The organism is Bacillus sp. XF8 (assembly GCF_017498755.1).
Classification (GTDB): Bacteria; Bacillota; Bacilli; order Bacillales; family Bacillaceae_G; genus Bacillus_A; species Bacillus_A bingmayongensis.
Window position 1 is genome coordinate 118,111 of record NZ_JAGDQK010000021.1, and the last position, 12,608, is coordinate 130,718.

Below are 12,608 nucleotides of genomic sequence, written 5' to 3' on the forward strand. Positions count from 1 at the left end.
TTTTTAAAGCGCTTTCTACGCTCTTATATTTTAACATAATATCTCAATATTTTACAAAAAATAGTACGAGTTTTCCGATAGATTTTATCTATTTTTGTCGATATTTATGAATTACGTCAACTGCACCTGTTACTTCTATAATGGTACCCGTAATCATATCGGAATCTTCCTCGCATAGAAATGCAATTGTGCGAGCGATATCTTCACCTGTTCCAGATCTACCAATTGGCGTCCTACTGTCTTTCATCGTACGCGCTTCCTGAATCGTCGCCTCTTTCATTTCACCAACAATATCTCCTGGACAAACCATATTTGATGTAATGCCATGTTCTGCTTCTTCATAAGCAATTGTCTTTGTTAATGAAACAAGCCCTACCTTTGCAGCTGCGAATGCGGAACGATACATCCAACCAGGAGCACTATCTGCTCCTTGAAATCCGTAGTTAATAATTCGGCCAAAATGTTGTTTTCTCATAATCGGAACGACAAGTTTTAATAAACGAAACACTGCTGTTAGATTTCCTTGTATCATTTCATCCCATTCATCTTCTTCGTAATCAATTAAATTTTTACGTTCAAATACGTAAGGACCTGCATTATTAATTAAAAAATCGATTTTGCCAAAGCGGTCCATTGCTTCTTCTACTATTTTATGTAAATCTTCTTTTTTCGTGACGTCTGCTTGCACAAACTGCAGGCGTTCTTCTATATGTTTATATTTTTCCCGGATTACTTGGGCGGCTCTTACATCGCTGTGATATGTTACGGTTACTGAATATCCTTTAGCTAATAATTTTTCTGTTACTTGCTTTCCTAAACCTTTCGTACCGGCTGTAATGAGCGCGTGTCTCACAAACATGCCTCCTTTTAAATTGCTATACTTCATATGTAACAAGTTCTCCCTCCAATTACAACTAAAAAGAATTGAAACAGAGTTTTCAAAATTCTGTAACGTTTCTGGCAAGCACGTTACCATATTTTGCTTTATAATTAAGTTGTAAAAGGTTATAAAAACGAATTGGGAGGAATCTACTATGAATAATACATATACAAATATTTTAATTGCAGTGGACGGTTCCAAAGAAGCAGAAAAAGCCTTTAAAAAAGCAATTCAAGTCGCAAAGCGTAACAACGCAACATTAACAATTGCTCATATCGTTGATGTAAAAGCATACTCTGCAGTTGAAGCGTATAGCCGCGCAATTGCTGAGCGTGCAAATCTCTTTGCAGAAGATCTATTAGAAGACTACAAAAAGACTGCAACTGAAGCTGGTCTTGAAAAAGTAGAACTTGTATTAGAATTCGGTAATCCAAAATCTAAAATTTCAAAAGAAATTGCTCCAAAACATAAAGTAGACTTAATTATGTGTGGTGCAACTGGTTTAAACGCCGTAGAACGCTTCTTAATCGGTAGCGTCTCTGAACATATTATTCGCTATGCGAAATGCGATGTCCTTGTTGTTCGTGGTGAAGAAGAACAAGGTGACATTTAATAAATAACGAAACACCAAGTCTTATGTAGATTTGGTGTTTTTTATTTCCCTATAGATACTCCTTATAATCCATTCCTTTCCCTTACTTATCACCATGCTAGCATACATAATTTAGAAATCGAAGGATAGAATATGTCTGTTCGGTTACGCTAAGAAAAAAATGAAACGAGGGATACTGCTTGGGAGATCACGAACGAATTATTTTAGATGTAAATGACGAAGAACTTGAAATGCTCGATACGATTTGTTCTCATTTTAAAGAAAAACATGGCGTTGACCTGAGCCATGGTGCACTCCTCCGTGACTTAATGGATATTGAGTATATCCGCATTACAGAAAACAGACATAAATATGAATAAGAAAAACATAACACTATACTATTATCTATATTCATTTTGACTTTCCCAACATATAAGTCGCTGCTATGAGATCAAAAGGGGACCCGCACTCGTTTCCTCTCTTTGTTTTTACTTGGCATGAGGCAGGAAAAGGGGCTGACCGCTTCTATGCATGGTCGGATGCTCTCTATCGCATAAAAAGACGTTCATCACGTGACAAAATCACCTTAATGAACGTCTTTCCAATTACTTATATACGATTATCCTTATGCCTTTTTAACAAATTCAGATTTTAATTTCATAGCTCCAAAACCGTCAATTTTGCAATCGATATCATGATCTCCATCAACTAAACGGATACTCTTTACTTTTGTACCTATTTTTATAACTGATGAAGTTCCTTTTACTTTAAGGTCTTTAATTACTGTTACAGCATCACCATCGTTTAAGATATTTCCATTTGCATCTTTAACAACTTTTTTATCTTCACTATTTTCAGTTTCTGACTCTAAAGCCCACTCATGAGCACACTCTGGACAAACAAAAAGACTTCCATCTTCATAAGTATATTCTGAATTACATTTCGGGCAATTTGGTAAGTTTTGCATGTTTTTTTATTTCCTCCATTATAAAAATTACTTTCAATTCCCTTTCTTATAGCCTCGTAAACATAGCAATTACGAACTTGAAATTCACGAAAAATAGGGATGTTCCTTATATACTGCCATAGTATTTTCAGATTGACAAGCTAACTTTATGTGAACACGTTTTCTAAAAAATAAAAAGAGGATACTCTGCTCCTGTATGGAACTTAGTATCCTCTCATCCTTATAAATTTACGGTCTCTCCCACTAACACCTTCGCTTTTTCCAAAGCTTTTTGAATTTGTTCGAACCCTGTTCCACCTGCACTATTACGACGTTTCACCGCTGCATAAGGTGAAAGAACTTCATATAAGTCCTCTTCAAATAATGGACTCATTTCTCGATATGTTTCTAGCGGTACATCTAATAAATAGATTCCTTTTTGTGTGCAATGAAGAACGAGCTTTCCGACAATTTCGTGTGCCTGACGGAATGGAAGCCCTTTGCTTGCTAAGTAATCAGCAATTTCTGTTGCATTGGAGAAGTCCTGTTTTACGGCTTGCCCCATTTTTTCTTTGTTTACAGTCATCGTTTCTAGCATGCCAGCCATAATGTGCAGGCAGCCTTCTACTGTTTTAACTGTATCAAACATTCCTTCTTTGTCTTCTTGCAAATCTTTGTTATAAGCAAGCGGCAACCCTTTCATTACCGTTAATAAACTAAATAGATTGCCGTATACTCTCCCTGTTTTGCCACGGATGAGTTCAGCCATATCAGGATTTTTCTTTTGCGGCATAATGCTGCTTCCTGTTGCATACTGATCGCTCATTTCAATAAATTGAAACTCCTGACTGCTCCATAAAATGAGCTCTTCGCAAAAGCGAGATAAATGCATCATTAATATGGATGAATTGCTAAGAAACTCTAGTATGAAATCACGGTCACTTACCGCATCTAAGCTATTTTCATAGATTCCTTCAAAACCGAGAAGCTCTGCGCTATACGCACGATCAATCGGAAATGTCGTCCCTGCAAGAGCACCTGCGCCAAGCGGAGAAATATTAATGCGTCCAAGTGAATCTTCATAACGATTTACATCGCGCTCTAACATCCAAAAATATGCAAGTACATGATGAGCGAACGAGATTGGCTGTGCACGCTGCAAATGTGTATATCCTGGCATAATCGTTTCAATGTTTTTCTCTGCTTGATGCACAAGAACCGATTGCAGTTGTTTCGTTGCCTTTATAATATCTTTCACTTTATTACGTAAATATAAATGCATATCTGTCGCGACTTGATCATTACGGCTTCTTCCTGTATGAAGTTTCCCGCCAACATCACCAATTTGCTCAATTAACATCTTTTCAATATTTAAATGAATATCTTCAGCATCTACTGAAAAAGTTAATTCGTTTTCTTGCGCTTTTTCTAGTAAGTGTTGTAAACCCTCTTTAATTTTCTCTGCTTCTTCTTTTGTCACAATCCCCTGCTTCGCAAGCATCGTGACGTGAGCAATACTTCCTTCGATATCTTCTACCACTAATTGCTGGTCAAAGGAGATGGAAGCTCCAAACTCCTCGACCCATGCTTCTGCTTCAGCTGTAAAGCGACCTCCCCAAAGTTTGCTCACGCTTCCACCTTCTTCTGGTTCACTTGGCTGTATACTTTTGTTGGAAGACCAAATAAAGAAATAAAGCCAACTGCTGCATCATGGTTAAATTCATCATCCACTGTATATGTTGCTAATTTTTCATCGTATAGAGAGTATTCTGATTTACGTCCTTCTACAATTGCATGACCCTTAAACAATTTCACACGCACTGTACCTGTTACTGATTTTTGTGTTTCTTGTAAAAAGGCAGCAAGTGCTTGTTTTAAAGGTGAGAACCATAAACCATTATAAATAAGTTCGGTTAATTTTTGTTCAATCATCGGTTTAAAATGAGCTACTTCTTTTACAAGTGTTAAATCTTCTAACTCTTTATGCGCTGTAAGTAACGTCATTGCCGCTGGACACTCATACACTTCACGTGATTTAATCCCAACAAGGCGGTTTTCCACATGATCAATACGTCCAACACCATGTTTTCCAGCAAGATTGTTTAACGTTTTGATTAGTTCAGAAAGCGAATAAGAAGTGCCATTTAATGTTGTTGGTACACCTGCTTCAAACCCAATTTCCACAAACTCTGGTTTATTCGGTGTATCTTCTAGTGCTAATGTCATTTCATATGCATCTTCTGGGGGTGCTGCCCATGGATCTTCTAAAATCCCACATTCATTGCTGCGTCCCCATAAATTTTGGTCAATGGAAAATGGGCTATCTAAATTAATTGGAATCGGTACATCATTTTCTTTTGCATACGCAATCTCTTCTTCACGTGACCATTTCCATTCACGTACTGGCGCAATGACTTCTAAATACGGATTTAATGCTTGAATAGAAACTTCAAAACGAACTTGGTCGTTCCCTTTTCCTGTACACCCATGTGCAACAGCACTTGCTCCTTCCTGCTCTGCGATTTCTACTAGTTTTTTCGCAATTAACGGACGCGACAATGCGGAAACAAGTGGGTATTTCCCTTCGTATAACGTATGACCTTGCAATGCCATCAATGCATATTCATTCGCAAATTCTTCTTGAACATCGATCATGTAAGATTTAACAGCACCTACTGAAATTGCCTTCTCTTTTACAAACGCTAAATCTTTACCTTCCCCTAAATCTAAACAAAGTGCAATAACATCATAATTTTTCTCTTGTAACCATTTAATTGCAACGGAAGTATCAAGACCTCCAGAATATGCTAACACAACTTTTTTCTTCTCCATTTTACATCCCCCTAAAGAATAAATATTCATTATCATTTATATTAATTCAAACTTTAACACCTTTTACAAAATGAATCAAGAGATATTAGTAAAAATTTTTCAAACAATTTCGTCGAACTTCTTTCTTTTTTTCGGTACAATGGAAGCAGAAAATGGGGGGTGTCTATATGGAACAATACTTTATATACGATGAACACCTAGGAATAGAAGTGCCTGAGCTACAAGAAGAATGGGAAGATATCCCTGAAAAAGTGCAGCATGCTATTTTATTAAAGTGGGAACAAATTCGCGGAAAAATACCTGATCGTATAAAAGAACTTGAATATCATATTAATCAAAAACAACATCGTTTAAATAACGAGGAAAACTTTGAAATTTCCTGTAGACTCAATTCTGAAATTGCAGATCTTGCCTCCATCATTAATGATTTATGGCTTTGGTATCGCCTTACTCAAAACGTGTCTGAAGGGAAGGCGCATCAATAAAAAAAGCCTGTCCCTCATTTTAATTAGGGGCAGGCTTCTTTTCGTCACAAGCTTTTCAATATATTATTTATTAGCAATTGGATAACGACGACTGTCATCGTTAAGCTTCTCTATTTGCTCTGCTAGATTTGGTGGAGCTAATTCTTCCTTATCACACCTTTCTATATAAATGTACTTTTATTACGTTAAAAAGTACCATTTATTCCCTAAAAACACTTGTGAATTTTCCACTTAATTTCATATAATAAATAAAAGAGATTTTGAAAGGAGCATACAATTCGTGAAAGCTTTTGTCATTATCGTTCTAACTTTTCTTAGTGTAATTAGTTGGGAGGCTTTCTTTAAAGAAAAAGCAGATAAAGACAATACAAATCAGCAAAATGAATAATTTTGTCTTCCCATGATTCTCCCCTCTTTATTCCCTATACACAACTTGTCATCATTATTATGAATACTACCTACTTATTACTTATGAATCCTGAACAAACAAGATTATTCTACAAAAATATATAAGAATGAATATTCAATCGCTATAAAACTGCAAATTATGTAGGTTTTTCTTCGTCTATTGTCGGTTTCCATCCACATACATTTTTTGAAAGTATGATATAATAATATAAAATCTTTTACAGAAAGGATTTAGATATCATGATCGCTCGAAGGAGCATGTGGCATCGAATTGATGAATCTTACACGTAGCGTATTTTTCCAGCTTAGATCCTTTAGTCTAGCGAAAAAAATACGAGAGTGGGGAAACTATGATTGCCCGAAGGATAATTTGGCAACGAAAAGACTCTTCTTACACATAGCGTTTTGTTTAAGCCTTTATTGTTACTCGCTAAACAAAACAAAGAAGAGAGCAGGATTGCTAAATAACAAATCCTACTCAAAGTTTTGTTTAGTCGTTTTTAGACTTAAACTAAAACGAAGGTAGGGAGAATTGATGGACGAGAGGATTATTCGTTATTTCTTCAGCGACATATAGCGTAGTTAGTTTGATGTAAACTAACTGAAGGCTATAAGGCTCGTAGTTAGTTTACAAGATGAAAAAAACTACTAACTACGGAAAGAAGGAATAACGATGAGGAACATCCAAAGTCGACAAATTATTAAAGAAATTTTTATGGTTTTAATCGGTTCATTTATTTTATCTGCAGCGCTATACCACATTCATTTTCAAAATCACTTAACAGAAGGTGGCTTTGTAGGAATCGCGCTATTTATACAAAACTTTTTTGATATTTCACCGTCAATTTCAACTGTATTAATGGATATCCCGGTCATTTTACTATGCGCTACATTTTTAGGTAAAAAGATGGTTGGTTATTCATTTATGGGTTCGATTTCATTCGGAGTATTTTATTCTTTAATGGAAAATTATTCTCCATTTACGGTAGATTTATCAAATCATTTATGGATAGCCGCAGTAGTGGGCGGCGCGCTAGCTGGTATTGGACTCGGTTTTATATTGCGATTTGGCGGTGCAACCGGTGGAGACGATATTTTAACAATTGTACTAAGCAAAAAAACTCGATTTACAATTGGGCAAATTTTCTTCGTTTTTGACGCGATTGTTCTTGCGCTTTCATTATATTATTTAACATGGACAGAAATTGCTTTTACTATTCTTTCCATTGCCGTTCAGGCAAAAACATTGGATTTAATTTATTATCCAAAAACGGAAAAGAAAGCAGTATCTATTCCAATGTCAAAAAAACATGCAACAAACTAAAAAGCGAAAGGCTTCGGCCTCTCGCTTTTTTTCATGCTCTTTTTTCCTTTTCTAATATGTAACGCACTTGGTAGAACCTGTTTGCAAATTCCGTTACATTCCGCGTTAGACGATAATTCACCGTAGAGCCAATCGCAATCCCTAACACAGGAATACCTTGGAATAGTTTACGACGAAGCGCATAGATGGAAAAAGTCTTCAAAATTTGTTTTAACACAACTTCTGTAGAAGCTGGTTTTAATACTTCTTCTTCCCCTTCATAAAAGAACGAATCTTCTTGTTCTAGCTCCTGAAGCAAGTTATACCAAGCATATTGCTGGAGTCTTGCTGGCAGTAGGGCCGCATGGAACACTTTTAAAGCAAGCATCATTTCATAGGGCTTGTTCACATCATGACCAAACGATGTTGCAATAAGCTGAACAGCCTTTACATTTAATGCAATCATGACAGGAAAGTCAGCTGTTAATAATAACAAACCACCTACTCCAGTTGCTCCTCCCTGCACGAAAGAATATAAACGATGACGCGCCGTCTGCTGCTCTGCTATGTATGTTAATTGATCGATGGATAATCCTTTCAATTCTTCCAGTTGTTCAATCGATTCATCAAACAACCGCGCCGTTCCTAAAATACGATTTCGTGCATCAAGCTGTGATTGTGAGCTTTGAATTAATGCATGGAGATGGAATAACCATCCGTCTGCTTTCGCAAAAAACTCTTTTCGCTTTTTCTCAGGAACCTTCGCAACTGAGGCATGCAACCACTTATCAAACACCTTTTGAAAATCGGTAGACTCCTGTTCTAACAATTGCCCTTCCCAATTTTTAACCTCTTGTAAAATGGCCTGTTCTCGCTTTGATTGCATCGTAACAACCACCTCGCTCAATTTTTTTCTATTGTAACATATTTCCTCTTTTTCTTTATAAACCTGCTATGCTAAACATATATTTATCCAATATACGGGAGGTATGTTTGTGTATCCACTTGCAAAGGCATTCGGAATTATCATTCATTACGAACGAATTCTTGTTCAAGAATACAACATAGAAAACGACATATATTATAGACCACTGGGCGGTTCTATTGAACTTGGAGAAAAATCAAACGACACAGTTATTCGTGAATTTAGAGAAGAAATTAGCGCACAAGTAGAGGTTACAGATTACTTAGGATGTCTTGAAAATATCTTTTACGTAAACGAAGAAATCGGCCATGAGATCATTCAATTGTATTCTCTTCGTTTTGTAGATACATCGCTTTATGAAATCGAAACAATTCCTATTATAGATGGAGAACCAAATGCATATGCAACGTGGATTCCGATTACAGCATTTCTGAATCAAGAAAAAGTATTATATCCAAATGGACTAACGGAGTTGCTTAGAGCAAAAATAAAAAACGGAATCCAATAGGATTCCGCTTTTTTCAAATATATTAACCAATATTTCCAAGACGTAATACGTCACGAGCAATCATAACTTCTTCGTCAGTTGGAATTACGATAATTTTTACTGGAGAGTGAGGGAAGCTGATGAATGCTTCTTCACCGAATACGTTGTTGCGTTTTGCATCAAAGTATACGCCCATAAATTCAAGACCTTCTAATACGCGCTCACGTACGATTGCACTGTTTTCACCGATACCAGCTGTAAAGATGATTGCGTCAACGCCTTTCATACGAGCTGCATAAGAACCGATATATTTATGAATACGGCTTACGAATACGTCTAATGCTACTTTCGCACGATCGTCGCCTTCTTCTTCTTTCGCGATGATGTCACGTAAGTCACTAGAGTATCCAGTAAGACCTAACATACCACTTTTCTTGTTTAATACGTTAACTACTTCTTCTACATTTTGGCCTGTTTTTTCCATGATGTATGGAATTAACGCAGGGTCAATGTTACCAGAACGTGTACCCATTGTTACACCAGCAAGTGGAGTGAAGCCCATAGAAGTATCGATAGATTTTCCGCCTTCTACAGCAGCGATACTTGCACCGTTACCTAAGTGGCAAGAAAGTAAACGTAAGCTTTCAAGTGGGCGACCTAATAATTCAGCCGCACGCTCAGTTACATATTTATGAGAAGTTCCGTGGAAACCGTATTTACGGATGCCATATTTCTCATAGTATTCATATGGTAAGCTGTATAAGAAAGCAGATTCTGGCATTGTTTGATGGAATGCTGTATCGAATACTGCTACTGCTGGTACGTTTGGAAGCACTTCTTGGAACGCTTTAATACCTACAATGTTTGCTGGGTTATGAAGTGGTGCTAAGTCGCTTAAATCTTCGATATCTGCTAATACTTGGTCAGTAATTAAAACAGAATCAGCAAATTTTTCGCCGCCGTGTACTACGCGGTGACCGATACCGCTAATCTCATCAAGAGATTTTACGATTCCGTTTTCAGTTAATTTGTTAAGAAGCATATTAACTGCTACTGCATGATCTGGAATATTTGTAATTTCTTTTTGTTTTTCACCGTTTACAGTAATTGTGAAAATGCTATCTTCTAAACCGATACGTTCTACTAAACCTTTTGTTAATACTGTTTCACTTGGCATTTCAAACAATTGGAATTTTAAGGAAGAGCTTCCTGCATTAATCGCGATGATTTTTGACATCTAGTCTTTCGCCCCTTTTTCTCTTGGTAGTTGTGTGGATTAACCCACAAACCGCTCGATTTTATCTGATTAAATTTACCAAAGATGAAAACGTTTCATTCCTAGTAAATTTTATACTCACGAGTTTAATTTAAACATCGTCCGACATATATTTCAAGTGAAAAAATTGTAACACCAAGAAAAAATATATATTACAGATTTCAAAAAAATTCAGTTTTATCTTGTATATATTAAAAGTAAACACACATGATATAAAAACTGTATTATATCAACCAGTTCATCTGTTACATATTTTATGACTTATGAGTTGCAAACCAAGTATTCAATTGATCCATTATATTCTCCATCGCTTTCATATTGGAAAACTTAGGTAATTCTACTAACAACGCCTGTTTTGGCATCGTTACATTTGGACCTTTCTTTTGGAGAACAAATATACTTTTTGCATTTTTCTCGTTTTTAAACATGGAAACAGGAAGCTGTAATAGTCCTTGAATAAAGCTTGTTTCTTTAATAAACGCATGTAATTTTGGCGCTTGATCACTTTCAAAGATGAAGTTTGGTACTAAGAAGAATAAATATCCTCCTTCTTTTGTATGCTTCACACTTTGTTCAATAAATAAGTGATGCGCATAGGACATTCCTTCATCTGCTTTTAAAGTATATTCACTTGCACCAATTTCGTTTGGATAAAACCCAACTGGTAAATCACAAACTACTGCATCTACTGGGTCAATATAAAGGGGTGCTAGTCCATCTTGATTGAAGAACTCGATTGCTTGCTTTTGTAAATTTGCATTCACTAAAGCAAGTCTAACAAGTAAATCATCCACTTCTACACCAAATCCATTTATCGTTGTCCCTTCTTGAGCACCATTAAAGATTGTCGTCATTAAGTTGCCTGTCCCAATAGCAGGATCTAAAACAACGATTTCTTTTTGATTTTTCATAAATTTATGGAATAAGTAGCTCATAAACATTCCAACTGCATCAGGCGTCATTTCATGATTGGCTTGCACGCCCTCTTTCATTCCCTTTAAAATGGCAAGCTGAAATGCTTTGCGAATTTCCTCGCTTTTATATTTTTCTTCATTAAATTTACTATATTCACGATTCAATCGTTCAATTGTTGATTCAGATAATTCCTCTTGCAGAATCGCTCCTTCAAACAAATTATCTCCTGTTTCCACAAGCGCTTCTAAATATGTTACATCTAATTCTTTACGTAAAATTACGGTAGAAGAATCAAAAATAGAAAATAATGTTTCTACTGTCTGACTCACAAACATTCCTCCTTCAGTCAATTACACATAACTTATATCATACCATAATCTGATTTTTTCCCAAAAGAAAAAGCGACCTCTTTTTTAGAGCTCCCTTTTGAACATGAAAATTATATCTCTGTTTTCCTTATATATTGTCGCATCGTCGATATATAAGGAAAAACGACCTCTTAGAAAGAGGTCGCTTTCCTTTGCATTACTTCGCCGATTTTGCCGCTTCTAATGCTGCTTCGTAGTTTGGATGGCTTGTACCTTCGCTTACGTATTCTACGTAAACTACTTTGTCATTGCTATCTACTACGAATACTGCACGAGCAAGTAAACGAAGTTCTTTCATTACTACGCCGTAAGCTTCACCGAATGAAAGATCACGGTGGTCAGAAAGTGTTGCTACGTTTTCTAAACCGTTTGCTGCGCACCAGCGTTTTTGAGCGAATGGTAAATCAACACTGATTGTTAATACTTTTGCGTTTTCAATACCAGCAGCATCTTGGTTAAAACGACGAGTTTGTGCATCACACACACCTGTATCGATAGATGGTACAACGCTAATTAATTTCACTTCACCTTTGTATGTTTCTAAACTTACTGGAGATAAGTCGTTTGCTAGCACTTGGAAGTTTGGCGCTTGATCGCCAACTTTAACTTCTGTTCCAACTAAAGTAATTGGGTTACCTTTAAAAGTTACGTTTGCCACTTGAAAATCCTCCCTTATTTAAACAAAATATGTACACTGTAAATGATAATTTGTCCCTATTCAGAATGCAAATAAAATCGCTTTATTTACAAAAAAATAAAGAAGCTAATCAATCGATTAGCTTCTTTTCGCTGTTAGATTTCAAATTCTGGTTCATCGCCTTTTCGCTTCTCCATCATTTCCTTCACTTTGTCGACAGCTTGTGGTGCTAACTCAATGATTTTATCCATCACATGTGTCTGTTTATCTAAATGTAATACTTTTACCCCTTCTCCATTTATAACGAGAAAAGCAACGGGGTTAATTGAAACACCCCCACCACTACCTCCTCCAAATGGATGACGGCCAGAGCTATCTATTCTTCCAAATTCGCTCCCGCCAGCAGCAAATCCAAAACTCACTTTAGAAACCGTTAAAATGACGCTTCCATCCGCCGCTTTAATCGGATCACCGATAATTGTATTTACATCAGTCATTTGTTTTAAATGCTGCATCGCAGTTGTCATTAATCCTTGAATAGGATGTTCCATTTT

At 36.3% G+C, this 12,608-nt stretch carries 14 protein-coding genes; 5 read left to right on the top strand and 9 right to left on the bottom strand.

Features of this window, described 5'->3' with window-relative positions:
• Positions 1-88 precede the first annotated feature (88 nt).
• Positions 89-886, bottom strand: coding sequence for an SDR family oxidoreductase (locus J4P91_RS14790; protein ID WP_207994736.1), 798 nt, complete (start codon positions 884-886; stop codon positions 89-91).
• Positions 887-1,034: 148 nt separating this feature from the next.
• On the opposite strand from J4P91_RS14790, the gene J4P91_RS14795 reads away from it, so the two are divergent.
• Together J4P91_RS14795 and J4P91_RS14800 are read left to right on the top strand one after the other, a co-directional pair.
• Entirely contained in the window at positions 1,035-1,493 is a 459-nt protein-coding gene (locus J4P91_RS14795; protein ID WP_017153901.1) for a universal stress protein, read from the top strand.
• A 179-nt stretch (positions 1,494-1,672) separates the two neighbouring features.
• Positions 1,673-1,852 (top strand): ProA domain protein, encoded by a 180-nt coding sequence (locus J4P91_RS14800; RefSeq protein WP_207994737.1) that lies wholly within the window; start codon positions 1,673-1,675, stop codon positions 1,850-1,852.
• Between the two features lie 245 nt (positions 1,853-2,097).
• Here J4P91_RS14800 and J4P91_RS14805 read toward each other — a convergent pair whose 3' ends face one another.
• The 3 genes from J4P91_RS14805 to J4P91_RS14815 form a co-directional block, all read right to left on the bottom strand.
• Positions 2,098-2,439: a zinc ribbon domain-containing protein YjdM gene (locus tag J4P91_RS14805; protein ID WP_207994738.1), complete on the bottom strand. Its 342-nt coding sequence runs from the start codon at positions 2,437-2,439 to the stop codon at positions 2,098-2,100.
• Positions 2,440-2,659: 220 nt separating this feature from the next.
• Entirely contained in the window at positions 2,660-4,048 is a 1,389-nt protein-coding gene (gene argH / locus J4P91_RS14810; protein ID WP_207994739.1) for an argininosuccinate lyase, read from the bottom strand.
• Positions 4,045-5,250, bottom strand: a complete 1,206-nt coding sequence (locus J4P91_RS14815) for an argininosuccinate synthase (protein WP_017153897.1) — start codon at positions 5,248-5,250, stop codon at positions 4,045-4,047. Before J4P91_RS14815 ends, argH begins: the two co-directional genes overlap by 4 nt.
• Before the next feature lie 167 nt (positions 5,251-5,417).
• Here J4P91_RS14815 and J4P91_RS14820 point away from each other — a divergent pair, with 167 nt between their 5' ends.
• Both J4P91_RS14820 and J4P91_RS14825 read left to right on the top strand, forming a co-directional pair.
• Complete coding sequence (locus tag J4P91_RS14820) at positions 5,418-5,735, top strand: radical SAM protein (RefSeq protein WP_207994740.1); 318 nt, start codon at positions 5,418-5,420, stop codon at positions 5,733-5,735.
• A gap of 1,081 nt (positions 5,736-6,816) precedes the next feature.
• Entirely contained in the window at positions 6,817-7,467 is a 651-nt protein-coding gene (locus J4P91_RS14825; RefSeq protein WP_017153894.1) for a YitT family protein, read from the top strand.
• 31 nt (positions 7,468-7,498) lie between these two features.
• On the opposite strand, the gene J4P91_RS14830 is transcribed toward J4P91_RS14825, so the two are convergent.
• Positions 7,499-8,332 (bottom strand): EcsC family protein, encoded by an 834-nt coding sequence (locus J4P91_RS14830; protein ID WP_207994741.1) that lies wholly within the window; start codon positions 8,330-8,332, stop codon positions 7,499-7,501.
• 109 nt (positions 8,333-8,441) lie between these two features.
• Between J4P91_RS14830 and J4P91_RS14835 the strand changes: the two genes are divergently transcribed.
• Positions 8,442-8,879: an NUDIX hydrolase gene (locus J4P91_RS14835; protein WP_207994742.1), complete on the top strand. Its 438-nt coding sequence runs from the start codon at positions 8,442-8,444 to the stop codon at positions 8,877-8,879.
• A gap of 22 nt (positions 8,880-8,901) precedes the next feature.
• Here the strand turns inward: J4P91_RS14835 and ackA are convergent, their stop codons facing one another.
• The 4 genes from ackA to ytfJ form a co-directional block, all read right to left on the bottom strand.
• Entirely contained in the window at positions 8,902-10,095 is a 1,194-nt protein-coding gene (gene ackA, locus J4P91_RS14840) for an acetate kinase (protein ID WP_207994743.1), read from the bottom strand.
• 293 nt (positions 10,096-10,388) lie between these two features.
• Complete coding sequence (locus tag J4P91_RS14845) at positions 10,389-11,378, bottom strand: class I SAM-dependent methyltransferase (RefSeq protein WP_207994744.1); 990 nt, start codon at positions 11,376-11,378, stop codon at positions 10,389-10,391.
• Between the two features lie 196 nt (positions 11,379-11,574).
• Entirely contained in the window at positions 11,575-12,075 is a 501-nt protein-coding gene (gene tpx / locus J4P91_RS14850; protein ID WP_207994745.1) for a thiol peroxidase, read from the bottom strand.
• Positions 12,076-12,209: 134 nt separating this feature from the next.
• Complete coding sequence (ytfJ, locus tag J4P91_RS14855) at positions 12,210-12,605, bottom strand: GerW family sporulation protein (RefSeq protein ID WP_207994746.1); 396 nt, start codon at positions 12,603-12,605, stop codon at positions 12,210-12,212.
• Positions 12,606-12,608: the final 3 nt, after the last annotated feature.